A 24,562-nucleotide genomic window follows, 5' to 3' on the forward strand; every position below is an offset into this window, starting at 1 on the left:
GGGTCGGGGTGGCCGTAAATCGGCCACCCCGGGCGCACTTACGGACCGACTTTGCCGCCGGCGTTGTTGCACTCGGCCAGGGTCATGCTCTTGAAGCCTTGGCCCTTGCAGGAGCCCTGCCCTTTGCAGGCGTTTTTCGCGGTCTTGCAGTCGTTTTGCCCTTTGCAGCCGTTGACGCCGTAGCAGTGCACCATCTGGGCCTCCTCGGCGAAAACCTGGGGCGAGATGCTGGCGAACAGGCCGGCGGCGGCAAGAGCAAGGGCGGCGCCAGCTGCGGCAGTTTTGATGGTCATGTGGTCTTCCTCGATATGATGGGGTGGTCGGCCGTGGACGGCTTGTTCGGTCCCGACATAGAGGTAGAGAGAGGACAGTTCCTGGCGTTACAGCCAGGTGAAAAATAATTGCTATGCCTGAGTTTGCAGGCATTGGAAAAATGCAAACCCTGTAGAAGAGCCACAGCCCTTTATCTGCCGTCAGGCCTTGTCCGCCGGCCGATACAGGTGTTCGTGACCTGCGCGGTACAGATTGGAGTCGGCGAAGTCCTCGGCCGCCAGCACCCGGCCGACCAGGATCAAGGCCGTGCGCCGGAAGCCTTTGGCCTGCACCTTGGGCTGGATGTCAGCCAGGGTGCCGCTGACCCAGTCCTGATCCGGCCAGCTGGCACGGTGAATCACCGCCACCGGGCAGTCGGCGCCATAGTGCGGCAGCAGCTCGGCGACGATCTTGGGCAAATGGCCTATGCCCAGGTGAATCGCCATGGTCGCGCCGTGGCGCGCCAGGTCCGGCAGCTGTTCGCCGGCCGGCATCGAGGTCTTGCTCGCGTAGCGGGTGAGGATCAGGGTTTGCGAGATGCCCGGCAGGGTCAGCTCGCTTTCCAGCAACGCCGCACAGGCGGCGGTGGCGGTGACGCCCGGAACTATCGCGAACGGAATCTGCAGCCGGCGCAACAGGCGAATCTGCTCGCCGATCGCGCCATACAGCGACGGGTCGCCGGAGTGCACGCGGGCGATATCCTGGCCCCGCCCATGGGCCGCCTTGATCAGCGCGATGATTTCCTCCAGGTGCAGTTCGGCGGTATTCACCAGCAGCTCGGCACTATGGCCTTCGAGCACCGCCGCGGGCACCAGCGAACCGGCGTAGAGAATCACCGGGCACGAACGGATCAAGCGTTGCCCCTTGACCGTGATCAGCTCCGGATCGCCTGGGCCGGCGCCGATGAAATAGACCGTCATGGGCCTCTCCTGAGTCCTGAAGTTAAGCGCGACGAATGCTGGCCAGGGCGAAGCTGGCGCTGGCATTGCTGTGTTTGCCGATCAACAGCTCGGCCCGACTGCCGCTCAACGCCTCGGCCTGCGCCAGGGCACAGGCTTCGGCCACCCCGGCGCTGCCGGTGGCGCGCAAGGCGATGACGGAAGGTTGCGTCAGGCGGCGGTCGAACGCTGCCAATTGTGCGGCAGAGAAAAACGCCAATGGCAGCCCCAGCGTTTGCGCCAAGGCCTGCAAGCCGGGCTCGGCGCGTTTCTGCTCGATGCTGGCCAGCCCGCTCAAATCCGCCAGCTGCAAGCCATGGGCCTGCAGCGTCTGCTCCAGCAGCTCGCGCAGCACGGCTTGCGCACAGCCACGCCGGCAGCCGAGGCCGGCGATATACAAGGGGGCCTGGGTCATGGCCGAGGGGCTTGGGCAGAAGCGAAAAACCCGCTGATGGCAACCTCGTCAGCGGGTTCATGTGCAGCCGGCCGAGGACCGGAGCAGTGGGTCACGCCGCGTTAGAGCCGGCGAAACGGCGATACAGCCAGGCCGAGAGCAAGCCCAACGCCACCCAGAACAGCGCATTGGTAAGCAGCGAGGCCCAGATAAACTGGTGCTCCAGGGCCTCTGGCGCCAGGCTCGAATGCACCTCGGGCTGCGGCGCACCGATCACATGCGGCAGCACCAGCAACGCCAGGCCAAGGCCGCGCAACGCCCACTGCCGAGCGAAGGCGATCAGTGCCAGGCCTACCGCCGTGGCCGTGGCGGTACCGACCCACCAGTACTGACGCAGCGCCAGATCGGCGGCGGCCGTTCCCGGCAATTCCGGCGGCAAGCCCAACGCAGGCGCGAGGCTGAAGGTGGCGAAACCGCCCAGGCCCCAGAGCAGGCCTTCCCAGGTCCGCCCCGGCGTACGCAGGCTGTACAGCCCGGCCAGCATCAGCGCGAAGCCCACCGCCACCACCAGGTTACCGCCGGTGGTGGACAGCACGCGCTGCCAGCCATCTTCCGGCGCCCAGGCCTCGGCGCTGTGCTCATGGGCGGCAGTGCCGGCCTCATGCCCATGCTCGCCGACCTGCTCGGTGGCCGGCGCGCTGTTCTCGAAGGTTTCCGCGGTAAGAATCAGCGGTGCGACCCAGAAACTCTGCAACAGGGTCAATAACAGTGCCGCCAACAACCCGCTGAAGCCGGCCGTCTGGGCGATGCGCTTAATCATGGCAAGCCTCTCAGTGGCACGGGAATGCGGAGCTGTGGCGGGTATCGTGGGCCGCGTTGTGTACGGCATCGATCTGCGAGAAGCCGGCGAAATAGACCAGCAGTGCGCCCAACAGGCCGGCACCGATGGCCAGAACCAGGCGTTGCGAGAGCGAGGCGCTGGCCTCGGCAGAATGTGTCAGGGTGCTTGTGGACATGATCGTTCCCTCTGGACTGGAAATGAAAACCTAGCAGAAGGGAACGCACGAGGAGCCGAATGCGAATGCACTCGAGCTTCCGGCTTGCGCCCGCCCACCGCGGGTTTGCCAAACTGTAATGATTTCAGGCCGGTCTCCGGGCTTGCGCTGACTGCTGGATGCGAACATCCACAGTGCCATGGGACTCACCTTCCCATGCCCTGCGGCACAGTGGTTATCGATCCCATCATTCGCTTACCGTTGCGGGGGCAGCGTCGGACTAGCCCCAAGGGGCGCACCGACTTCCCGTTTCACCTTGCGCACGACCGCGCAAGACACCTGAAACAGCCTTTCTAGGACATCACGAACACCGGTCGAGCGTCAACTTCGGCGCACCGCTGCATGCGCAAGGCCTGGGGATAGCTCCCCATAGGCGCTTGTTTCCCACCGCCTCAATTGACCCGACTCCGCGCACTGCGTAGCCTTGCCGCTTCGAGGTTCTCTGGGCTGCGCAAGCGAGCGCCAGAGCTAAGAGGGAACGCGGTTGAACGCCGTGGCTGCCCCCGCAACTGTAAGCGACTCGATCTCTTCCAATGCCACTGCCGTACGCGGGAAGGCGAAGAGAGGGGCCCCTGATTAGGGCGCGGGGCCAAGTCGTGAGCCAGGAGACCTGCCTTCGAACTGCATTTTACGACAACCGGGCGGGGTGATCCGGTGGCGAACTGGTAATGCGGGGCCCTGGTGCTCCGCTACGCTCGTCGCGCATGCCCGCCGATCCGCTTTCGCTTCGATCTGAACAGGGCTGCGCGACGCATGAAAACCTTGGCCAAACTTCCCGTCACCATAGTTACCGGCTTTCTCGGCGCCGGTAAAACCACCCTGCTGCGGCACATGCTCAATAACGCCGAAGGGCGCCGCATCGCGGTGATAGTCAACGAGTTCGGCGAACTCGGCATCGACGGCGAAATCCTCAAGCAATGCTCGATCGGCTGCACTGAAGAAGAAGCCGTCGGCCGCGTCTATGAGCTGGCCAACGGTTGCCTGTGCTGCACCGTGCAGGAAGAGTTCTTCCCGGTCATGCGTGAACTGGTAGCGCGGCGTGGCGACCTCGACCAGATCCTCATCGAGACCTCCGGCCTGGCACTGCCCAAGCCGCTGGTGCAAGCCTTCAACTGGCCGGAAATCCGTAACGCCTGCACCGTCGACGCGGTCATCACCGTGGTCGACAGCCCGGCCGTGGCCGCCGGCACCTTCGCCGCCTTCCCGGACCGGGTCGACGCCCAGCGCCGCGAAGACCCGAACCTCGACCACGAATCGCCGCTGCACGAGCTGTTCGCCGACCAACTGGCCAGCGCCGACCTGGTCATCCTCAACAAGGCCGACCTGCTCAGCCCCGAAGCGCTCGCCGCCGTCCGTGCCGAAGTGGCGGAAGAACTGCCGGCGGCGGTGAAGGTCATCGAAGCGCGCAGTGGCGAGCTGCCGTTGTCGATCCTGCTGGGCCTGAACTCGGAAACCGAGCTGCATATCGACGGCCGCAAGACCCACCACGACCTGGAAGACCACGAAGAGCACGACCACGAGGAATTCGACTCCTTCGCCATCCAGCTGCCGGAAGTCGATGAGCACTTGTTGCTGGCCAGCCTCAATAGCCTGGTCGAGCGCCACGGGGTGCTGCGCATCAAGGGCTTCGCGGCGATTCCCGGCAAGCCCATGCGCCTGCTGATCCAGGGGGTCGGCAAGCGTTTCGACAAACATTTCGACCGCGCCTGGCGCGCCGACGAAAACCGCGCCAGCCATCTGGTGATCATCGGTCAGGAGCTGGATCAGGCGCTTATCGCCAACGAGCTGAAGACCTCACTGGCCTGACGCGCGTAGGGTGCGCCATGCGCACCGCAGGACTTGATCGCCGCCTGGTGCGCGCGGCGCACCCTACGCTCCCAACCCACGAACACGCGACCGCGCCACCACAGGACCCACGCCGACCCATGCACCTCTTGCGCACCCAGCCCGGTGGTTTCGTCCCCGCCGATGGCATCGCCCATCTGGCGCAGACCCCGGCCGATGTCGTGATCCTCTGCACCGGCGACTCGCACCTGTCGCTGCTGGCCGAGGCGGCGCGGGATCTGCCGGCGGACTACCCGAGCCTGCGCCTGGCCAGCCCGGCGCAGTTGCAAAACCATGGGTCGGTCGACCTCTATGTGGACGAGGTGCTGCAACACGCCAAGCTGATCCTGATCTCCCTGCACGGCGGCATCAGCTACTGGCGCTATGGCGTCGAGCGCCTGGTCGAACTCGCCGCCCGCGGCGCCAAGCTGATCCTGGTGCCGGGCGACGACAGCCCCGATCCGGAATTGACGGCGCAGGGCAACGTCGGCGCCGCCGAGGCCGAACGGCTCTGGCAGTACCTGCGCCAAGGCGGGGTGGACAACGCCCGGCAGCTCTATCACTACCTCGCCAGCACCTGGCTGGGCGCGACTTACCCCTGGGTCGAACCGCAGCCGCTGCCGCGCGTAGGCCTCTATCACCCGCAACAGGCCAACGCCGAACTGAGCCATTGGCAAGCCGACTGGCGGGCTGGGCAGGCGGTGGTCGGGTTGCTGTTCTACCGCACCCACGTGCAGTCGGCGAACACCGCCTTTATCGACGAGTTCTGCCAACGCCTGCAGGCCCAGGGCCTCAACCCCCTGCCGATAGCTGTGGCCAGCCTGAAAGAGGCGGCCTGCCTGGCGGCGGTGGAGGCGTTGCTCGATCAGGTGGACGCCGCGCTGATCATCAACACCACCGGCTTCGCCCAGTCCAACCCCGAGGCGCCCAACCTGCGCCCGTTCCGCCGCGATGTGCCGGTGCTGCAGGCCATCTGCGCCCTCGACAACCTGCCGCTCTGGCGCGATAGCCCCCAGGGCCTGGGCGCCCGCGATCTGGCCATGCACATCGCCTTGCCCGAGCTGGACGGCCGCATCATCACCCGGCCCATCAGCTTCAAGGGCCTGGCCTGGCGCAGCGAGCGCAGCCAGAGCGATGTGGTCTGCTACCAGGCCGAACCCGGGCGGATGGATTTCGTCGCCGAACTGGCGCGGCGTTGGGTCGAGCTGGCGCGCGTGCCGAGTGCCGACAAACGCATCGCCCTGGTGCTGGCCAACTACCCGACCCGCGACGGGCGCATCGGCAACGGCGTCGGCCTGGATACCCCGGCCGCCGCACTGAACATCCTCCGCGCCCTGCAAGCCGAGGGTTATCCGCTTCAGGACTTGCCCGACAGCGGCACCGCGCTGATCCACCTGCTGTTGGGCGGAGTGACCAACGACCTGGACCACCTCGACCTGCGCCCCTGCGCGCAAAGCCTGGCGCTGGACGACTACCGCCAATACTTCGAACGCCTGCCCGCCGCCAACCAACTGGCCGTGCGCGAACGCTGGGGCGAGCCCGAGCAGGATCCCATGCACCGACAAGGTAACCGTGGCGGGCGGATGATGATCGCCGGCCTGCGCTTCGGCCTGTGCTTCGTCGGCATCCAGCCGGCGCGCGGCTATCAGCTCGATGCCAGCGCCGTGTACCACGACCCCGACCTGGTGCCGCCCCACGGTTACCTGGCGTTCTACTTCTGGCTGCGGGAAGTCTTCGGCGCCCATGCCGTGGTGCATGTCGGCAAGCACGGCAACCTGGAATGGCTGCCGGGCAAGAGCGTCGGCCTGTCGGAGAACTGCTGGCCGGATGCGGTGCTCGGGCCCATGCCCAACGTCTACCCCTTTATCGTCAACGATCCGGGCGAGGGTGCCCAGGCCAAGCGGCGTACCCAGGCGGTGATCATCGACCACCTGATGCCGCCGCTGACCCGCGCCGAAAGCTACGGCCCATTGCGCGATATCGAACGGCTGGCCGACGAGTATTACGACGCCTCGATGCTCGACCCCCGCCGCGCCATCGAACTGCGCGGCGAGATTCTCGCCCTGGTGCGCGCCACCCAGCTCGACCGCGAACTGCAGTTGCAGATCAACGAAGACCCGGACAGCTGGCTGCCGCAGCTCGACGCCTACCTGTGCGATCTGAAAGAATCGCAGATCCGCGATGGCCTGCACGTGTTCGGCGAGTCGCCGGCCGGGCGCCTGCGCATCGACACCTTGCTGGCCCTGCTGCGGATTCCCCGTGGCGATGGCCGTGGCGCCAACGCCAGCCTGTTGCGGGCCCTGGCCAAGGATTTCCAGCTGGGCTTCAACCCGCTCAACTGCGAAATGGCCACCCCCTGGAACGGGCCGCGCCCAGCCGAGTTGCAGGCGCTGAGTGCCGATGCCTGGCGCACCCAGGGCGACACCCGCGAGCGCCTGGAGCTGTTTGCCTTGCAGTTGATCGAGGCGACCTTGCTCGGTGCGCCGATGGCCGTCGGCATCGAAACCGCGCCGGTGCTCGAAGCGCTGCGCGATCGTGTCGCGCCGACCCTGGATGCCTGCGGCCCGGCGGAAATCGCGGGCCTGCTGGCGGCCCTGCGCGGTCGCTTCGTCCCCGCCGGCCCCAGTGGCGCGCCGAGCCGTGGCCGCCTCGATGTGCTGCCGACCGGGCGCAACTTCTACTCGGTGGATGTGCGCAACCTGCCGACGCCGACCGCCTGGCGCATCGGCTTCCAGTCCGCCAGCCTGCTGCTCGAGCGCCACCTGCAAGACAACGGCGACCACCTGCGCCAGCTCGGCCTGTCGGTCTGGGGCACCGCAACCATGCGCACCGGCGGTGACGACATGGCCCAGGCCATGGCCCTGCTCGGCGTGCGTCCGGTGTGGCAGGCCGGCAGCCAGCGGGTCGAGGATTTCGAGATCCTGCCGCTGTCGCTGCTCGACCGCCCGCGGGTGGACGTCACATTGCGGGTCTCGGGTTTCTTCCGCGATGCCTTCGGCAACCTGATCCGCCTGTTCGACGCCGCCGTGCAGGCAGTCGCCGAACTGGACGAGCCGGAAGACCTCAACCCCCTGGCCGCCCGCGTTCGCCTAGAGCGCCAACGCCTGGAGGCCCAGGGGGTCGACGCCGCAGACGCACGCCGCCAGGCCGGTTGGCGCATCTTCGGCTCCAAGCCGGGGGCCTACGGTGCCGGGGTACAGAACGCCATCGAGGAGCGCCTGTGGCAGACCCGCGCCGATTTGGCCGAGGTCTACCTGAACTGGGGCGGCTACGCCTATGGTGCGGCGGACAGCGGTACACCGGCGCGCGAGCACTTCGTCCAGCGCCTGGAGCGCCTGCAAGCGGTGCTGCACAACCAGGACAACCGCGAACACGACATTCTCGATTCCAACGATTACTACCAGTTCCAGGGCGGCATGCTGGCGGCGGTGGAAACCCTGCGCGGCGAGCAGGTCGCCAGTTACCACGGCGACCACAGCCAGCCGGACAACCCGCGCATCCGCACCCTCAAGGAAGAGTTGAATCGCGTGGTCCGCGCCCGGGCGGCCAATCCCAAGTGGATAGCCGGGATGAAACGACATGGCTACAAGGGCGCGTTCGAGCTGGCCGCGACAGTGGATTACCTGTGCGCCTTCGACGCCACCAGCGAATTGATCGACGATCATCAGTACGAGCTGCTGAGCGACGCCTACCTGCTGGACGCGGACACCCGCGAGTTCATCCAGCAACACAACCCCGGCGCCCTCCAGGACATCACCGAACGCCTGCTCGAAGCCCAGCAACGCGGGCTGTGGCAGGAGCCGGGCGAGTACCGCGCGGCCCTGGAGAATTTGCTGATGGACAGCGAGGAGAGCTGATGGCCCGCGCCTACAAACGCTTTGAATTCCTGACTCTTTCGGAAAGCCGATCATGATCAACACCCCACAATTCCCGCTGGTCGCCGTGGTCGCCGCCGATGAGCTGAAGCTGGCGCTGTGTCTGGCGGCCATCGATCCGGCGATTGGCGGGGTGTTGATCGAAGGGCCGCGCGGCATGGCCAAGTCGACCCTGGCCCGTGGCGTCGCCGAGCTGCTGCCCGGCGGCCACTTCGTCACCCTGCCGCTGGGCGCCAGCGAAGAGCGCATAGTCGGCACCCTCGACCTCGACGCCGCATTGGGCGAAGGCCGCGCGCAATTTTCTCCCGGCCTGCTGGCCAAGGCCGATGGCGGCGTGCTCTACGTCGACGAAGTCAATCTGCTGCCGGACCACCTGGTCGACCTGCTGCTGGACGTCGCCGCCAGCGGGGTCAACCACATCGAACGGGACGGCATTTCGCATAACCACAAGGCCCGCTTCGTGCTGATCGGCACCATGAACCCGGAAGAAGGCGAACTGCGCCCGCAACTGCTGGACCGCTTCGGCCTCAACGTGGTGCTCGGCGCCCAGCCGCAACCGGCCGAGCGCGCCGAAATCGTCCGCCGCCGCCTGGCATTCGATGCCGACCCGCAGGCCTTTCTCCAGCGCTGGGCCAAACCGCAGAACGCCCTGCAGCAACGCTGCGCCGCCGCCCGTGAACGGCTGGCACTGATAGCGCTGGACGACGCGACCCTGGATGAAATCGCCCGCCGCTGCTTCGCCGCCGGTGTCGACGGCCTGCGCGCCGATCTGGTCTGGCTGCGTGCCGCCCGCGCCCACGCCGCCTGGCGCGGCGCCGAGCAGATCGCCGCCGAGGATATCGACGCGGTCGAGCACTTCGCCCTGCTGCATCGCCGTCGCCACAGCCCACCAACCGCCGCCCAACCGCCGCAATCGCCGCCGCCATCCAGCGCCAGCCCGCAGACCGGGCCGGCTTCCGCAGGCGTTGGCCAATGGGGCGAACTACCCGCTCAACCGGTACCCATGGGTGCGCAGCGCGAGCTGCCGCGCTGGCCAAAAAAGCCCTAAGCATCCGCCCGCGACAGGTCACTGGCGCGGATGCCAAACCCAGACCCGGCCGCCTCGAAGGAGGCCGCCACGGCGCCTCCCGGCACGGCGAACTGGGCGCGATCCACTGGCTGGCCACTCTGCTACGCGGCCGCCCACGACGCCAGGCCGACCTGCAACGCCGCCCGCGCAGCCGCCAGCCCGGCGAACTCTGGCTGGTGATAGTCGACGCCTCCGCCTCCACCCGCCGCCACGGCGCCCTCGCCCAGGCCAAGGGCCTGCTCGCCACGCTGTTCGACCAGGCCTACCGCCAACGCACCCGCCTCGCCGTACTCCACGCCACCGGCCGCCAACCGCACTGGCTCTGGCAAGGCCAGAAAGCCTCCCCCGCCCTGCACGACTGGCTCAGCCAACTCGGCGCCGGCGGCGGCACTCCGCTGATCGAAGCCCTGCAACAGGCCGCAACCTGGCTGGAAAGCCGTCAGCGACAGAAACCGGCCGAACAGCAACGCCTGCTGATCCTCACCGACGGCCGTTTGAAGGATTGGCCGGCCCTGGTGCCGACGGCCTGCCCGGCGCTGCTGGTGGATATCGAAAGCGGGCCGATCCGGTTGGGACGGGCTAAGCGGTTGGCGGAGCAGTTGGCGGCGGAGTACTGGGCTATCGAGGATCTATAGCTAAGCAGCGCCTCGAGCCCTGGTGCCCATCAACGGCGTATGACATGCCCAGCTCCATTGCCGGCCATTGCTCATAGCGCGCAACGCGAAGTTAGGCCAGCAGGGCTACCGACTTGATTTGCGCCCACAAGCGCTGGCCGCGGTGCAGGCCAAGCTGGTCGCGGGAATAACGCGTGATGCGGGCCAGCAGCGGCGTGCCCTCCATCTCCAGGCGCACCAACACATGGGCGGCGTTATCCGCGGGAACTTCAGCGCTGACGGTCACCGGCAGCAGATTGAGAATGCTGCTGTGCAAGGGTTTCTCCAGGTTCAGGCTCACGTCACGCGCCTGGATCTTGCAGCGCATGCGCTTGCCTGGCGTGACTGGCGAGTGGGCGACCCGAACGCTCATGGCACTGTTCGGAAACCCCAGGCTCAGCAGCCGATAGGCCGAGTCGTAGCCGGTCACCACGCCCTCGACCACCACGCCCGCATCCTCACCGAGCGCCATGGGCAGATCCAGGCGAGCGAGGATTTCACCAACCGGGCCGCTGGCCAGCACCTTGCCTTCATCCATCAGCACCAGGTGATCAGCCAGGCGGGCGACCTCATCCGGCGCATGGCTGACATACAGAATCGGGATATCCAGTTCGTCGTGCAGGCGCTCCAGGTAAGGCAGTATCTCGCCTTTGCGTTTGAGATCGAGCGCCGCCAGCGGCTCATCCATCAGCAGCAGCTTCGGACTGGTGAGCAGGGCGCGGGCGATGCCGACGCGTTGACGCTCGCCACCGGAAAGTCGGGCGGGCATGCGCTCGAGCAGGTGTTCGATGCCCAGCAGCTCCACCGCGTGGTCCAGTGCCACCCGGCGCTCGCTCGAGGCTATGCGCTTCAGGCCATATTCCAGGTTGCGCCGCACGGAAAGGTGTTCGAACAGGCTGGCTTCCTGAAACACATAACCCAGCGCGCGCTTGTGGGGTGGCAGGAAATGGCCCTTGCTGCTGTCCTGCCACAGCTCGCCGTTGACCCGCAGATAGCCGTCCTTAGGCCGCTCCAGCCCGGCGACACAGCGCAGGCACGTGGTCTTGCCAGAGCCAGAATAACCGAACAGTGCGGTCACGCCGCGGCCCGGAAGCTGCAAATCGACATCCAGGGAAAAGCCGGGATATGGCACGCGAAAACGCGCATGAATCTGTCGCTCCAGTGATTCGTCGAGGAGCAATGGGGCCGTTATGGAGGTGCTGCTCATGCCTGGAAATCCCTTGGTCAGTCAGTTCTATGCGACTCAGCGCCCAGCCGGTCTCATTCGCCCCTTGAAGTGGAGCGAGAGCAGTACCAGGAAGGAGAACACCAGCATGCCGCCGGCTAGCCAGTGCGCCTGGGCGTACTCCATGGCTTCGACATGATCGAAGATTTGCACCGAGACGACTCGGGTTTTTCCGGGAATATTCCCGCCGATCATCAACACCACGCCGAACTCGCCGATGGTATGGGCGAAGCCGAGGATCGATGCGCTGATGAAACCTGGCCTGGCCAGCGGCAAGGCCACCGAGAAGAACCTGTCCCAGGGGCCGGCACGCAAGGTAGCAGCCACCTCGAGGGGCCGTTCACCAATGGCCTCGAAGGCATTTTGCAGGGGCTGTACGACGAAGGGCATCGAGTAAAAAACCGAGCCCACCACCAAGCCGGCGAAGCTAAACGGCAAGGTGCCCAACCCCAGGCTCTGGGTGAGCTGCCCGATAAAGCCCTGCGGGCCCATAGTGACCAGCAGATAAAAGCCGATCACGGTGGGCGGCAGCACCAGAGGCAGGGCGACTACCGCGCCCACCGGCCCCTTCAGCCTCGAAGGGGTGCGTGCCAGCCACCAGGCGATGGGGGTGCCGATGACCAGCAGCAGGGCGGTGGTCAGCGCTGCCAACTGCAGGGTCAACCAGATCGCAGCGAAATCGGCGCTGGTAAGTGGCATCGCGGACTCTCTCCCGGACTTAGAGTTGGTAACCGTAGGCTTTGATCACGGCAGCGGCTTTCGGCCCGCGGAGGTATTCCACCAGCGCCTTGGCAGCGGGGTTGTCCTTGCCTTTGTTGAGGATCAGCGCGTCTTGCTTGATCGGGTCATGCAGTTGCGCGGGCACTATCCAGGCCGAACCGCTGGTGATTTTGCCGTCCTTGTAGACCTGCGACAGGGCGACGAAACCCAGTTCGGCATTGCCACTGGCGACGAACTGCAGGGCCTGGGTGATGTTCTGCCCTTCGACAATCTTCGGCGTCACCGCTTTGCTCAGGTCCAGCTTTGCCAAGACCTGGGTTGCAGCCAGGCCATAGGGTGCGGCTTTCGGGTTGGCAATGGCCAGGTGTTTGAACTGGTTCTTCTTCAGTACCTCACCTTTGCCGTCGACATAGCCGTCCTTTGCCGACCACAGGGCCAGGGTACCTATGGCATAGGTGAAGCGCGAGCCGGCGACGCCATCGCCTTCGCTTTCCAGCTTGGCCGGTGTGCGGTCATCGGCGGCGAGGAACACTTCGAAGGGCGCGCCATGCTTGATCTGGGTATAGAACTGCCCCGTGGCTCCGAAGGCGGCAACCAGTTTGTGGCCGGTAGCTTTCTCGAAGTCGCTGGCGATCGCCTGAATGGGCGCGGTGAAGTTGGCGGCAACGGCCACTTGAACCTCTTCGGCCAGCGCGCTGCTCAGCGCGATGCTGGCTGACAGGGCGACCACTAGGCGAGACATAGGATGAATCATGGACTGCTCCTGGTTTTGTGGATGGTGTGGGTAATAAAGGACCTGCTCAGGCATCGCTTGCCAGAATCACGCTTGACGCTTTGAAGAAGGCGCAAGCCCGCCTGCCGGGCATGAGGCCGAGCACCTCGCAACTTGCCTGGGTGACGACTGCAGTGGCGCTGCGCCCCGCCTGAGTACCGCTATGTAGTTGACTATATAGCGCCATGTATGACCTCGAAAAGCACGGAGGGGAAACCCCGTACACGCAGTGTGTTCAAAGGAGCTGTCAGCCGCCTGGCTGGAGGCGCCGCTCACTCAGCCAGGCGGTGACCACTTGGTTGCCATCGTCGGCTTGGAGAGCGTTAAAACCCCGGCCTAACAGAGGGCAAAGAGGTCGTGGTCTTGGCCACAGCGCGCCGCAAAGTCAGTACCGTGGTGACTCGGGATGCGCTGTCAGACCTCGCAGTTCTCCGGCAGCGAACAGTTGCCTTGCTGGCGAATTTCCGCATCTTGAAAATAATTAACTTTAAAGTCAAATTTTGGCGTTATGCACGCCGTCCTGTACCTGTTGGCACTCTCTGGGCACTCGAAACGCTCGTAACCCTCCTTAATCCGTAGCCGCTAAGACCGAGCAAACAACCTCGGCATCGTGAGTCCCCCTATCCGGACTCGCTGGCCTTGGTGATTACGGCGACCATACTTAAACAGTCGAATGACTACTCCAGTGGGTGTTGGCTCAGTCCGCCGCTGGCACCAGAGCACTGGCGGAGGTGGGTATGCGCTTCGATGCCTTTTCTTTTGGCTCCATCAGCATCGATGGGGTCACCTATCCTCATGACGTGGTGCTCGTTCATGGACAGGTCCGCAAACGCAAGAAGAAACCGTCCAAGAAGTTCCGCGATGCCTTTGGTCACACCCCGCTGTCAATTGAGGAGGACATTCCCTGGGACTGTCGGCGGCTGGTAATTGGCACCGGCAGCGGGGCGTTGCCAGTCATGGAAGAGGTGAGGCGCGAGGCTGAGCGGCGGCACGTCGAATTGGTCATAGTGCCGACAGCAGAAGCCATAGCGAAGCTGAAAGAAGCGCATGACCAGACCAACGCGATCTTGCATCTCACGTGCTAGATCAGCCGGCCAATGAAGCCAGTGTGGCGGCTCGACAGGCATAGCGGAGGGGTGGCGTTGTAGCCGAGGGTGTCAAGCGGGAGGGTGGCATTACCTGCCCAGGAGGCGCCCTGAATCACGCACAGTGCAAGCGTGGGGGATCGAATGGAAAAGCTCGATGTCATCGCCTCGCTGGGCCAGATGCAGTTGCTGCGCCCAGCCTGGATCAACGCTGCGCTGACGGCGAATGACCGGCTGAAGCTGTATCTAACGGTGCTGCAAGCCGCGCATGCTCATGCGGAACAGCCGAATGCGGCGCCGCTGGATCTGACGCGCGAGTTTGCCTCGGCACAGATCGACGCTCCTTGGCTCAAGGATCTACCCGGCACGGCTTACCGGGCAGGCAAAGCGCTGCACGTGCCCGATTTCCTTCGCGTCGCCGCCCTGCTGCGGGATGATCTGCGCATCATGGCGCGCCCGCTGGTCGAGGGCGGTAATGCCGCCGAGTCCGAACTGGATAGCCGGGTGGATCACTGGTGCGCCTGGCTCGACGCGCTGACGGACGACACGCTCGAGGCAACGCAGCTGAAGGCGCTGACAAGTGGCAAGCGCGGCGGCGCGGACAGCTTCCACCTGCTGGTGATGGATCTGCATAAGGTGCTCAACCGCATGGCGGTCGAGATGTCGAGCGAGGCCATCGACGGCGCGCACGTTTGGCAGCTGAACGAGGTGGACCGCCCCCGGGTCACCGCCTTCATGCGCGGACTCAATCGCACCCGTGCGCTCAAGCTGAACCATCCCGGGCTCGATACGGCCGCTACTCGCGATGGCGACCGCCTGCTGCTGCAGAACGACATCGGCGTCAACGTCGCGCACGTACTCGTGGTTCAGGTGGAAGGGATGCGCATCACCTTGACCTATTCCGACCTGCACCGTCAGCGTTTCGCCTTCTTCCAGTCCATGCTGGCCGAGCTCGGCGCTAGCTGGTCCACGCCGCAAACGCGCACCACGGCCGGTCTCAATGCGGGCGAGGCCTATCACGTCGGCACCGCGACCTTCGAGTGCGAAGACGAGGAGGCGCTGCTGCGCGTGCTCGAAGGTATTGGTTCACGCATCGTGTTCCTGATCGACTGGAACCGCGCCCGCAAACGTCTGCTGCAGTTCGTCAGCAAGGTCGATGCGGTGGCGGTTCTCACCGAAGCTGCCCGCCGTGAGGTGGGCCACATGGCCTGGTTGGTGGCCGGTGGCGAACAACTGATCTACGGTGCCATGCAGGCCTTGGGCGCGGACTACTTCCACATCGGCGACCGCCTCGACCAGGTGATGGGGTCGGCGCAGGCGAAGGAGTTCCTCGACGAGGTGCTGGTGCTCTCCAGCCAGGCGATGCAGCAGCGCCAGCCGCTCGCGCTGATCGCGGACGATACGCGGCTGCTGCTGGTACGCCATATGCGGCGCCGGCGCGACGAATTCGATCAGTTGACCGAACATGCGGCGTACTGCCACGCGCTTGCCGAGGGCCTGCGTGATGCCCTCGCGCACGGCCACGAACGCGACAAGAGCGCTGCGCGCAAGCTGGCCGAGCGTGCCAAGGAATGGGAGCGCCAGGCCGACCTGCTGGTGATGAGCTCGCGCGTGCGCGCCGAGCGCCATCCGCGCTGGCTACCCTTCACCCGCCTGATCGAGCGTGCCGACGATGTGGCCGATTGCCTGGAGGAGTCTGCCTTCCTGTTGTCGTTGATCGCCGACGACCACCACCAGGGCTGGCGGGGTGAAGTGCACCAGGTGATACAGCTGCTGGCCGATGAGGTCCTCGCGGCCACGCAGGACCACGTCAAGGCGCTCGCCATCGCCTGCACGCTCGGGGAGGAGAGTAGCGGGGAGGACCACGAGGAATTCGTCGCTGCGTTGTGGCGAGTACTCAATGCCGAACGCCAGAGCGACATCCTGCTGCGCGACGCCCGGCGTGCGCTGTCGGAGCACGTCTGCGATGCGGCGACACTGAACCTGAGCACGGAATTCGCTGTCGCACTCGAGCTTGCCACCGACGCGCTGCTCGCCACCGGTTACGGCCTGCGCAAGCTCGCGTTTAGCCGCGTGGGGGGCGTATGAACCCGCGACGCGATCCCGTGCAAGCGGCGGCCGAAGAGAACGCGCTCAGGCTGATCCATCTCATCGCCGGCGGCACGCCGCTGCCCGCGGCTGCGACCCCGGCAGCCTTGGGGTTTAAGGCTTGGAGCCTCGCCCGCATGGCGGCACTGGGCCTTCCCGTGCCGCCGGCCTTCGTTCTCGGCACGGGTTGGTGCGGGCGGGCTGAGGTCGGCCCCCAGCTCTGGCAGGGGGCACTGCAGGAACTGGAACGTTTTACCGGTCTCGGATTCGGCAATACGCGACACCCCTTACTGCTGTCGGTGCGCTCGGGCGCAGCGGTTTCCATGCCGGGGATGATGGAGACGCTGCTCAATATTGGTCTCACCGACGCGACCCTGCCCGGCTTGGTGCGGCTCACCGGGCATCCCCGCCTCACCTGGGATGCCTACCGCCGCCTGATTGCGGGGTATGGCGAGGTGGTAGCCGGCATCGACGCGCAGCATTTCGAGGTGGACCTCGATGCGGTACGTGCCGATAGCGACGAACGCGAACTCGATTTCTCCGCGCTGCGGGAGGTGGCGAGCCGCCATCAGGCCACCTATGCGCGGGAGGCCGGCGAGGCTTTCCCGCAGGATGCGCAGGTGCAACTGCGCGAGGCGATCGCCGCCGTCTTCGCCTCCTGGCACAGCGACAAGGCACACGCCTATCGTGAGTTGCACGGCCTGCCGCACTCGATGGGGACGGCAGTGACGGTGCAGCGGATGGTGTTCGGCAATGCCGGCGGGATGTCCGGATCGGGCGTAGGCTTTACCCGCAACCCGATCAGTGGCGAGCCCGTGCCCTGGGTCGACTTCCTCTTCAATGCCCAGGGTGAAGACGTTGTCAGCGGCCGGCGAAGTGCACAAGGGCACGACGAGCTGGCAGCCGTTGCGCCACAGGTCTGGGACTCACTGCTGCGCGCCACCGTGCAACTCGAGCGGGCCTTCGGCGACATGCAGGACTTCGAATTCACCGTGCAGGATGGCCAGCTTTACCTCCTGCAGACGAGAGGCGGCAAGCGCACGCCACAGGCGGCGGCGCGCATTGCGCTCGATCTCTGCGATCAGGGGGTGATCACCCAGGCAGTCGCGCTTGCAAGGACGCGGACGCTCGATGCCCAGGCGCTCGTGCTGCGCGTGGTGGCCGCCGAGGATGGCAAGACTCTCGCGCCGCTTGCCCATGCGGCCAGTGCGGCCAGCGGCGTGGTGTGTGGCGAGATCGCACTGGACGAGGCGCGAGTGCGGGAGCGCAAGGCTGCCGGCGCCACCGTGGTGCTGGTACGCCGCGATGCCGAGACGCGCGACATCGCCGCCCTCGATCTGGCCGACGGTTTGCTGACCCAGCGGGGCGCGCGCACCTCGCACGCTGCGGTGGTGGCACGCCAGCTCGGCAAGGTGTGCCTGGTCGGCTGCGAAAGCCTGGCGATCAACGAGTTGGAGCGCGTCCTGTCCATCGGCGGCCTGGATCTGAGGGAGGGCGATCCCATCACGCTCGACGGCAACGAAGGCGTGCTCTACGCCGGCACGACACGGGTGGAGGAGCGGATTCCGCAAGAACTGCTCGGCCGTCTCGATAGGCTGCGCAGCTCGCACGGCTGAACGTGCAACGCGCAAGCCGCCGGCAGCGATTGCAGTCGGCTCAAGTGACTTGATGATCAATCTGCGCAAGATCCATTGTAGAGCGATGACAGACGGGAGCCTTTCATCGGCCTGAAATGCCGCTGTCAGAAAGCTCGGTTGAAATGGAAAGTGCCTTTGTTTCGACAACTAAACCAACAGGCTGGACGAGGTAAAAGTAGCTATGGCTGACAAATTCCGTGTTCTGTTCGTCTGCGCAAACAATGATGTTCGTTCCCTGATGGCGGAAGCGCTGCTTCGGCATACCGACGCCGAACACTTCGAAGCCTTCAGCGCCGGTATTGCGGCCGGTGAGGTGGATCCACGCACGCTCGAGTCCCTCGATCATATCGGCATCGCCACGACCGGCCTGCGTAGCAAGGCCATCGATGAGTTCGAGGGGCAGCAGTTCGATTACGTGGTCACTCTCTGCGACAAGTCGTCCGGGGAGGCTGCGCGGATGCCGGCCTCCGGAGAAGTGATGGTGTGGAACTTCGAGGATCCGGTTACCAGCGAAAGACATGACCCCTTTCGTCATGCCCTGCAGGAGATTCACGATCGCGTCAAAATGTTCGCCACTGTGAAGACCAGGCACTGACGCTCCTATAAACCCGAAGCAGACATTGCTGGACACTGCTCAGTAAGCGCCTTGCAGAATTAACAGGAGCATTCCTTTTATTCACGACAGGCCCGGTCGCAGGGATGCGCCGATCGAACTTATGGCCACGAGTAAGTGATCTCTATTGGCCGAAATTGGGCACTCGGCCCCGCCAGGAAGGGGGAGATAGTGCATCAATAAATCGCTTATTCCTAATCGCTCTGAAATAGACAGAAATCGCCTGAGAGCACCGATCTAGAGGCCTCTAAAGGTGTTGGCCAGCATCATGATGGCGAGCTATCATCAGCACCCTTGTAAGGTTTCCCGGGACTCTGCTGATGAACGTCGAGATAGAAGAAGTACAGGGCACGGCTGGCTGGGTGGTAAAGCTGGACACCTGCACTGTAAGTTTCCGCAGCCAGGATGAGGCAGAAGCTTATGCCGAGCGGCTGCAGGCTCGACTCGATGCGCCTCACGCCCTGCCGGCAAGCTGCAGTGAAGTGTTAACCGAGTTGTCATTATCTGGCAGCACTGCGCAAGCAACACTTGAGTCGCATCAGTAGGTATTTACTTGCTTTGTCTGGCTGCCCCTCAAGGCGGCCTTTTTTACGCCTGCTGATTCTTCGCCAGCAACTCTGCAAGCTGGAACAACTCCACCTCGGCACTCATAAGCGCCGCGGTAGCCGCTACCTGCCATTTATCTTGCAGCGCTTGAAGGTCTTCCTCCAGTCTCGCCTTGAGGCACCATTGGTAATGATCATGCCAAGCGCCCAGTGCAGACTGCACAACCTTGAGCGAAGCTGCGGCCTCCGCGGATATGGGAGAAAGCCGAGGATAGGCATCGGTTGCGTAACGGGTGCGCTTGACCAAAATCCGTAGCTGGTGCCGATCGTATTGAGGGTCTGTCAGTGCTGCTTTCAATCGCTCCACCTGCTTGTGCAAGCGCTTGGCAATCTTCTTCCTGATCTGGCGTAATTCGCCTTCACGCTCAGCAGCACGGAAATCTGACGGCCATTGATCCAGTCGGGCAAAGAGCTGATGGATCGTCGAGCTTTCGACGATGCTGCCATAGCTGGACTGCAGGATAGCCTTCCGGGCATTGGCCTGTTGTGTGAGCCCCTGCCGTTCAAGCTCATCGATCAACACTTCAAGATCACGCACTGGGGTAGTCAGCTTGCCAACCTCGGCAGCTGCTTCATTGAGCAGCGCTACTGCGCCGATCCGGCGTAATGGTCGCAACAGACTTCGCATGCGCCGCAGATTGATCCGCAAGTCATGCAGAGCCTCGCTATCTGTCCTGGCCTCTATGCGAGCGTAGGCATGGTAGAGCGCTGTCTCAAGCACCAAAACCTGGGCAACGATTGCATCTACGAATGACATCCGACGCTCCAAACACAGCTATGGAGAAATCAGATTAGCCGAGGAAACCTGGGTCGTTTGAGCCACACATCAGGGAGATGTCGCCAGTCTACGGCGACCGGGGCAGTCAGGCTGTCAGGCTGTCAGGCCTTTACCTCCAGGAAGCTAGATAACTCCACGAACTGTTGGGTCAGCTCATTGTGAGCTCCCTGGATTTCCTCAATTTCCCCGAGCACGGCCTAGCGTGTCTGGCGAGAAAAGCTGGCGCAGGCGAAAGGGATCAGGCAGCGGTCAGCGGCTATCAGCGCCGAGATGCTGTAGAAGTCGAGGCCCGAGTATCCAGGTAAATCCGCTCGTAATCCTCGTCCAGCTTATCCAGAAGCTTGCTCAGCTTTTGGGCCCGGTTTTTATGCCCGTGCGTTGCCTAGCATGCAGCGGATTGGGCGAATACAGTGCGCGGCGGTTGATCGGATGCGAGGCGCTCAAGCATCGCGAAGTCAGTATGAAGGCCAGTGGTAAGATGCCAGCGGAACCACTACTCGCAGACAGACGATGAAGCTGGAAGGGCATTTCTGGATCACGCACAACGGTAAGGACCTTGCCGGGGAAAGACGCATCGCCTTGCTGTCGCGGATCGACAGCACGGGCTCTATCACCCAGGCCGCGAAAGCCGTGGGCGTGAGTTACAAGTTTGCCTGGGACTCTGTCGATGCCATGAATGCCGCCGCCGGCAGCCCACTGGTCGAACGCAGTGCCGGTGGCAAGGGTGGCGGCGGGACCCGCTTGACGCCGGCGGGCCATGCCTTGATCGAAGCCTTCCACCGCTATGAGCGAGAGCATCGGCTGTTTCTCCAGCGCTTGGGTGAGGATGCCGGGATCTCATCCTTCCTCGAGATCATGGAACGCTTGCGCATGAAGACCAGTGCGCGCAACCAGCTGTTCGGCAAGGTCAGCGCGATCCAGCGCGGCGAGGTCAACGACCGGGTCGAGTTCCATTTAGACAGCGGCGATCGCTTGTGCGCGTCGATCACGCACGACAGCACCGAACGTCTCGGACTCAAGGAAGGGGATGCCGTCTACGCCCTGATAAAAGCCTCTTGGGTCCTGTTGGTTGGCGCCGACTTCACCCCCAGTGAGCCAACGGACAACTTGCTGCATGGCGCAGTCAGACAGGCCACCCGAGGGAGCGCGGAAACCGAGGTGGCGATTGAACTGCCGGGCGGCGCGCAGATTGCCGCGGTGCTGAGCAATGCACAGGCAGATGACCTTGAGCTCTGCAGCGGCAAGCCGGTAGCGGCCCTTATCAAGGCGGCCCATATCATTCTGGGCAGGTTTTAGCGCGACTCGGTCCTTGGCCACGATCCTAGCGTTCAACCGCCCTCTGCGCGGGCTGATGATCTAGGCGGGCGAAAGCGCGCCGAGCAGGCTCTGCGGGTCGCTGAATTCGCGGTCGACCGGCGGCAACTGCGGGCGGCGCAGCACCAGCACCGGCAGGCCCAGCTCCCGCGCCACTTGCAGTTTGGGTTCGGTGGCCTGGCTGCCGCTGTTCTTGCTGATCAACACATCGCTGCGCAGCCGGGCGAACAGTTCGCGCTCGCCTGCCAGGCTGAACGGGCCGCGCGCACCTATCACCTCGGCGCGTGGGTTGCCGGGCAGGGATTGCAGGCAGCGCACGCTCCAGTGTTGCGCCTCGGGGATCTCGTGCAGGTGCTCCAGCGGCTCGCGGCCGAGGGTGAACAGCGGACGGTGAAAGCCCTTGAGCGCTTCGATCAGCCCGGCCCAGTCCGCCACTTCGCGCCAGTCGTCGCCGGCTTGCGCCTGCCAGCCGGGGCGGCGCAAGGCCCAGCAGGGAATGCCGGCCAGGCGCGCGGCCGTGGCGGCGTTCTGGCTGATCTGCGCGGCGTAGGGGTGGGTGGCGTCCAGCAGCAGGCCGATGCCGGCCTCGGCGATAAAGCGCGCCAGCCCTGCGGCGCCGCCGAAACCGCCGACGCGCACCTGGCAGGCCAGGTCATCCGGCACCCGGCCCAGCCCCGCGAGGCTGTAGATGTGTTGGGGGCCGAGCCGGCGGGCGATGGCCAGGGCTTCGGTGATGCCGCCGAGCAGGAGGATGCGGGTCATGGTTGCTCGGCCGCCATGCCGACGCCTGCCTGTCCCACGATCCGGCCCTGGCGGTCGATGGCGAAGACTTCCAGCTGCACCTGCGCCGGGACGGTCTTGCGGGCGAAGGCCAGGGCGTGGGCGCACACCGCATCGCCGAGTTTCACCCCGGCGGCGCTGGCCAGCGCCAAGGCCTGCTGGCTGGTGTTGGCGGCGCGCATGGCCTGCTGCAATTCGCTCGATGCGCCTATCTCGCCAGCCCAGCCGGCCAGTTGCGCCAGGTCGATGCTGGAGTGGCGGCTGTGCAGGTCCAGGTGCCCGGCGGCGAGTTTGCTGATCTTGCCGAAGCCGCCGCACAGGCTGAGCTTTTCCACCGGCGCCTTGCGCAGATGCTTGAGCACCGCGCCGACGAAGTCGCCCATCTCGACCAGGGCAGTCTCCGGCAGGTTGTAGTAAGCGCGCATGCAGTCTTCGCTGGCGTTGCCGGTGCAGGCGGCCAGATGCTGAAAGCCGTTGGCGCGGGCGACGTCTATGCCCTGGTTGATCGAGGCGATATAGGCGGCGCAGGAGAACGGTCGGACTATGCCGCTGGTGCCGAGAATCGACAGCCCGCCGAGAATCCCCAGCCGTGGGTTCATGGTTTTCAGCGCCAGGGCTTCGCCGTTCTCCACCCCAATCGCCACCTCGAAACCGCCGGCATAGCCTTGCTCGGCGGCGAGCTGGGTCAGGTGGCTGGTCATCATCTGCCGGGGCACCGGGTTGATCGCCGGCTCGCCCACCGCCAGGGTCAGGCCGGGTTTGGTGACCGTGCCGACACCCGGCCCGGCCTGGAAGCGCACGCCGGGTTCGACGCTCAGCCGCACGCGGGCGAACACCAGGGCGCCGTGGGTCACGTCCGGATCGTCGCCGGCATCCTTCAGGGTGCCGGCTTCGGCACCCTCCTCGAACAGGCGGCAAAACTCCAGACGCATCAACACCTGTTTGCCCTTGGGCAGGACGATTTCCACCGCATCGCTGGCCGAACCGGCGAGCAGCAGGCGCGCGGCGGCCAGGCTGGTGGCCGTGGCGCAGCTGCCGGTGGTGTAGCCGCTGCGCAGGGGCGCAGGCTGTTCGGGGGTTTCGTCGCGCATGCTCAGAAAACCATAGGCTTGGTGGCTTCCAGAAGAGTAATGGGCAATGCCGCACGCCAGGTATCGAAGTCGCCGAGGGGCTGGGCCTGGGCCAGGCTGATGCGAGTCAACTCGCCGCCATGGACCGCGCGCCAAGCCACCAGGGTCGCCTCGCTCTGCAGGGTCACCGCATTCGCCACCAGCCGGCCGCCGGGGCGCAACTGGGCCCAGCAGCTTTCCAGCACACCGGGCAGCGTGACACCGCCACCGATAAAGATCGCATCCGGTGCTGCCAGCCCAACCAGTGCCTCGGGCGCGCTGCCGGCGACCAGTTGCAGCCCGGGCACACCAAGGGCCTCGCGGTTCTGCGCGATCAAGGCCTGGCGCCCGGCATTGGCCTCGATGGCGATGGCGCGACAGCTGGGATGGGCACGCATCCATTCGATGCCGATGGAGCCGCAGCCGGCGCCGACATCCCAGAGCAGTTCGCCCGGCGCCGGGGCCAGGCGTGCCAGGGTGATGGCGCGGACATCGCGTTTGGTCAGTTGGCCGTCATGGGCGAAGGCCGTGTCCGCCAGGCCCGGGGTCAGCGGCAGGCGGCGCGCCGTCGGCGCGGCCAGGCAGTCGACCGCCACCAGGTTGAGCGCCGCCGTGCTGGCCAGGCTCCAGCCCTGCGCCGTGCCGTCGATGCAGCGCTCCAGCGGACCGCCCAGGTGCTCGAACACCCGCAGGCGGCTGGCGCCGAAACCGCGTTCAGCGAGCAACTCGGCGATGGCGGCGGGGCTGCTGCCGTCATTGCTCAGCACCAGCAGGCGCGCGCCGGGGTGGATCTGGGTATGCAGGGCGGCTAGCGGGCGGGCCATCACCGACAGACAGGCCACGTCCTGCAAAGGCCAGCCGAGCCGCGCGGCAGCCAGGGAGAAGGACGACGGCGCCGGCAGCACCCGTAATTCATCGGCCGGCAACTGCCGCGCCAGGCTGGCACCGACGCCGAACAACATGGGGTCGCCGCTGGCCAGCACGCAGACCGGCGTACCGCGCGCCGCCAACACCGGGGTCAGAGCGAAGGGGCTCGGCCAGGCCTGGCGTTGCCCGCGCAGGCAGGCCGGCAGCAGATCCAGCTGGCGCTGCCCACCGAACACCATCGAGGCTTCCAACAGCGCCCGCCGGGCCGGTTTGCCGAGCCCGCTGAAGCCGTCTTCCCCGATCCCCACCACTGTCAGCCAAGGCGACATCCGCAACTCCTCACTGGCATTTGCTGCACACCCCGCCAGCATCCGACGAGGAGGCTTTTCCTGGGGCCGGGCAAAGCAGGCATAATAGCGCGTTCGTCGGTGCCCCAAGGATCTGTTCACGATCTCGCGAGCTAAGGCCAGACAAGGCGAAATCGGGCGAAGAAGCGCAGTTTACTGGTCGTAAATGAGCATTCTGAGCCCGATTTCAACACCGTATGGCCGACGCGCAGCAGATCATGAACAGCCTCCAAGGGGCCGAAGAGGGAACACGGTGAACCGTGGCTGCCCCCGCAACTGTATGCAGCGAGTTCGAGCGCCCCCCGCCACTGGTTCACACCGGGAAGGCCGCGCCGGATGCCGAGCCCTGTGGATAACACCTTAGCTGAGGTTATCCACAGGGCTTGCAACTGCCAGCCAGGAGACCTGCCGCCGAACTTGGTCGCGTGTGCAAGCATCGGACGGGGTGTGCCGATGTCGTGGAGAGTTCCCTGCGGGGAGCGCTCGCCCGGTCACCGCGACA

The 24,562-nt window shown here is 65.2% G+C and carries 23 protein-coding genes, 1 pseudogene and 3 riboswitches; of the genes and pseudogenes, 10 read left to right on the plus strand and 14 right to left on the minus strand.

The window, feature by feature from the left end; all coding sequences use genetic code 11:
* Window positions 1-38 precede the first annotated feature (38 nt).
* From FFS13_RS02305 to FFS13_RS02325, 5 genes are all read right to left on the minus strand, one after another.
* Window positions 39-293, minus strand: coding sequence for a hypothetical protein (locus tag FFS13_RS02305; protein WP_137817511.1), 255 nt, complete (start codon window positions 291-293; stop codon window positions 39-41).
* A 180-nt stretch (window positions 294-473) separates the two neighbouring features.
* Window positions 474-1,232, minus strand: coding sequence for a precorrin-4 C(11)-methyltransferase (cobM, locus tag FFS13_RS02310; protein ID WP_137817512.1), 759 nt, complete (start codon window positions 1,230-1,232; stop codon window positions 474-476).
* Between the two features lie 22 nt (window positions 1,233-1,254).
* Window positions 1,255-1,665: a cobalamin biosynthesis protein gene (locus tag FFS13_RS02315; RefSeq protein ID WP_137817513.1), complete on the minus strand. Its 411-nt coding sequence runs from the start codon at window positions 1,663-1,665 to the stop codon at window positions 1,255-1,257.
* Window positions 1,666-1,756: 91 nt separating this feature from the next.
* The gene (locus tag FFS13_RS02320; protein WP_137817514.1) at window positions 1,757-2,464 is read right to left on the minus strand and encodes a CbtA family protein; all 708 of its coding nucleotides are present in this window, start codon (window positions 2,462-2,464) and stop codon (window positions 1,757-1,759) included.
* 10 nt (window positions 2,465-2,474) lie between these two features.
* Entirely contained in the window at window positions 2,475-2,660 is a 186-nt protein-coding gene (locus tag FFS13_RS02325) for a CbtB domain-containing protein (RefSeq protein ID WP_137817515.1), read from the minus strand.
* A 109-nt stretch (window positions 2,661-2,769) separates the two neighbouring features.
* Window positions 2,770-2,997: riboswitch (cobalamin riboswitch) on the minus strand.
* Between the two features lie 120 nt (window positions 2,998-3,117).
* Window positions 3,118-3,332: riboswitch (cobalamin riboswitch) on the plus strand.
* A 120-nt stretch (window positions 3,333-3,452) separates the two neighbouring features.
* Between FFS13_RS02325 and cobW the strand changes: the two genes are divergently transcribed.
* The 4 genes from cobW to FFS13_RS02345 all read left to right on the plus strand — a co-directional run bounded on the left by cobW (window position 3,453) and on the right by FFS13_RS02345 (window position 10,102).
* Window positions 3,453-4,505, plus strand: a complete 1,053-nt coding sequence (gene cobW / locus FFS13_RS02330; RefSeq protein ID WP_137817516.1) for a cobalamin biosynthesis protein CobW — start codon at window positions 3,453-3,455, stop codon at window positions 4,503-4,505.
* Window positions 4,506-4,624: 119 nt separating this feature from the next.
* The gene (gene cobN, locus FFS13_RS02335; RefSeq protein WP_137817517.1) at window positions 4,625-8,380 is read left to right on the plus strand and encodes a cobaltochelatase subunit CobN; all 3,756 of its coding nucleotides are present in this window, start codon (window positions 4,625-4,627) and stop codon (window positions 8,378-8,380) included.
* Window positions 8,381-8,432: 52 nt separating this feature from the next.
* The gene (locus FFS13_RS02340) at window positions 8,433-9,446 is read left to right on the plus strand and encodes an ATP-binding protein (protein WP_137817518.1); all 1,014 of its coding nucleotides are present in this window, start codon (window positions 8,433-8,435) and stop codon (window positions 9,444-9,446) included.
* Entirely contained in the window at window positions 9,371-10,102 is a 732-nt protein-coding gene (locus FFS13_RS02345) for a VWA domain-containing protein (protein WP_137817519.1), read from the plus strand. Before FFS13_RS02340 ends, FFS13_RS02345 begins: the two co-directional genes overlap by 76 nt.
* A 91-nt stretch (window positions 10,103-10,193) precedes the next feature.
* On the opposite strand, the gene modC is transcribed toward FFS13_RS02345, so the two are convergent.
* Genes modC through FFS13_RS02365 form a run of 4 tightly spaced genes read right to left on the minus strand, consistent with a single transcriptional unit; the run spans window position 10,194 to window position 13,024 of the window.
* Window positions 10,194-11,327, minus strand: coding sequence for a molybdenum ABC transporter ATP-binding protein (modC, locus tag FFS13_RS02350; RefSeq protein ID WP_137817520.1), 1,134 nt, complete (start codon window positions 11,325-11,327; stop codon window positions 10,194-10,196).
* 36 nt (window positions 11,328-11,363) lie between these two features.
* On the minus strand, window positions 11,364-12,044 hold the full coding sequence (gene modB / locus FFS13_RS02355; protein WP_137817521.1) for a molybdate ABC transporter permease subunit: 681 nt from the start codon (window positions 12,042-12,044) through the stop codon (window positions 11,364-11,366).
* Window positions 12,045-12,063: 19 nt separating this feature from the next.
* The gene (modA, locus tag FFS13_RS02360) at window positions 12,064-12,819 is read right to left on the minus strand and encodes a molybdate ABC transporter substrate-binding protein (protein ID WP_137817522.1); all 756 of its coding nucleotides are present in this window, start codon (window positions 12,817-12,819) and stop codon (window positions 12,064-12,066) included.
* Window positions 12,820-12,865: 46 nt separating this feature from the next.
* Window positions 12,866-13,024 (minus strand): TOBE domain-containing protein, encoded by a 159-nt coding sequence (locus FFS13_RS02365; protein WP_137817523.1) that lies wholly within the window; start codon window positions 13,022-13,024, stop codon window positions 12,866-12,868.
* Between the two features lie 550 nt (window positions 13,025-13,574).
* Between FFS13_RS02365 and FFS13_RS02370 the strand changes: the two genes are divergently transcribed.
* From FFS13_RS02370 to FFS13_RS02390, 5 genes are all read left to right on the plus strand, one after another.
* Window positions 13,575-13,922 carry an MTH938/NDUFAF3 family protein gene (locus FFS13_RS02370; RefSeq protein WP_137817524.1) on the plus strand — a complete coding sequence of 116 codons (348 nt, stop codon included), beginning with the start codon at window positions 13,575-13,577 and terminating at the stop codon, window positions 13,920-13,922.
* Between the two features lie 144 nt (window positions 13,923-14,066).
* Window positions 14,067-16,010 carry a DUF47 family protein gene (locus tag FFS13_RS02375; protein ID WP_137817525.1) on the plus strand — a complete coding sequence of 648 codons (1,944 nt, stop codon included), beginning with the start codon at window positions 14,067-14,069 and terminating at the stop codon, window positions 16,008-16,010.
* Window positions 16,007-17,626, plus strand: a complete 1,620-nt coding sequence (locus FFS13_RS02380; RefSeq protein ID WP_137817526.1) for a PEP/pyruvate-binding domain-containing protein — start codon at window positions 16,007-16,009, stop codon at window positions 17,624-17,626. Before FFS13_RS02375 ends, FFS13_RS02380 begins: the two co-directional genes overlap by 4 nt.
* A gap of 202 nt (window positions 17,627-17,828) precedes the next feature.
* Window positions 17,829-18,242, plus strand: coding sequence for an arsenate reductase ArsC (locus tag FFS13_RS02385; RefSeq protein WP_137817527.1), 414 nt, complete (start codon window positions 17,829-17,831; stop codon window positions 18,240-18,242).
* A gap of 338 nt (window positions 18,243-18,580) precedes the next feature.
* The gene (locus tag FFS13_RS02390; RefSeq protein ID WP_137817528.1) at window positions 18,581-18,805 is read left to right on the plus strand and encodes a hypothetical protein; all 225 of its coding nucleotides are present in this window, start codon (window positions 18,581-18,583) and stop codon (window positions 18,803-18,805) included.
* Between the two features lie 43 nt (window positions 18,806-18,848).
* Here FFS13_RS02390 and FFS13_RS02395 read toward each other — a convergent pair whose 3' ends face one another.
* Both FFS13_RS02395 and FFS13_RS19940 read right to left on the minus strand, forming a co-directional pair.
* Window positions 18,849-19,622: a CHAD domain-containing protein gene (locus tag FFS13_RS02395; RefSeq protein ID WP_137817529.1), complete on the minus strand. Its 774-nt coding sequence runs from the start codon at window positions 19,620-19,622 to the stop codon at window positions 18,849-18,851.
* 221 nt (window positions 19,623-19,843) lie between these two features.
* Window positions 19,844-20,010, minus strand: a pseudogene (locus tag FFS13_RS19940) (ParA family protein); the annotation flags it as partial.
* Window positions 20,011-20,153: 143 nt separating this feature from the next.
* On the opposite strand from FFS13_RS19940, the gene FFS13_RS02405 reads away from it, so the two are divergent.
* Window positions 20,154-20,939, plus strand: coding sequence for a TOBE domain-containing protein (locus tag FFS13_RS02405; RefSeq protein ID WP_137817530.1), 786 nt, complete (start codon window positions 20,154-20,156; stop codon window positions 20,937-20,939).
* A 60-nt stretch (window positions 20,940-20,999) separates the two neighbouring features.
* Here the strand turns inward: FFS13_RS02405 and FFS13_RS02410 are convergent, their stop codons facing one another.
* From FFS13_RS02410 to cbiE, 3 genes are read right to left on the minus strand one after another with little or no spacing between them, the layout of a single operon-like run.
* Window positions 21,000-21,719, minus strand: coding sequence for a cobalt-precorrin-6A reductase (locus tag FFS13_RS02410; RefSeq protein ID WP_137817531.1), 720 nt, complete (start codon window positions 21,717-21,719; stop codon window positions 21,000-21,002).
* A complete protein-coding gene (locus FFS13_RS02415) occupies window positions 21,716-22,828 on the minus strand; it encodes a cobalt-precorrin-5B (C(1))-methyltransferase (RefSeq protein WP_137817532.1) in 1,113 nt (370 codons plus the stop codon). The genes FFS13_RS02410 and FFS13_RS02415 overlap by 4 nt, the downstream gene beginning before the upstream one ends.
* A 2-nt stretch (window positions 22,829-22,830) precedes the next feature.
* Entirely contained in the window at window positions 22,831-24,042 is a 1,212-nt protein-coding gene (gene cbiE / locus FFS13_RS02420) for a precorrin-6y C5,15-methyltransferase (decarboxylating) subunit CbiE (RefSeq protein WP_137817533.1), read from the minus strand.
* A gap of 224 nt (window positions 24,043-24,266) precedes the next feature.
* Window positions 24,267-24,488: riboswitch (cobalamin riboswitch) on the plus strand.
* Window positions 24,489-24,562: the final 74 nt, after the last annotated feature.

The organism is Pseudomonas sp. 2FG (assembly GCF_005502935.1).
GTDB lineage: Bacteria > Pseudomonadota > Gammaproteobacteria > Pseudomonadales > Pseudomonadaceae > Aquipseudomonas.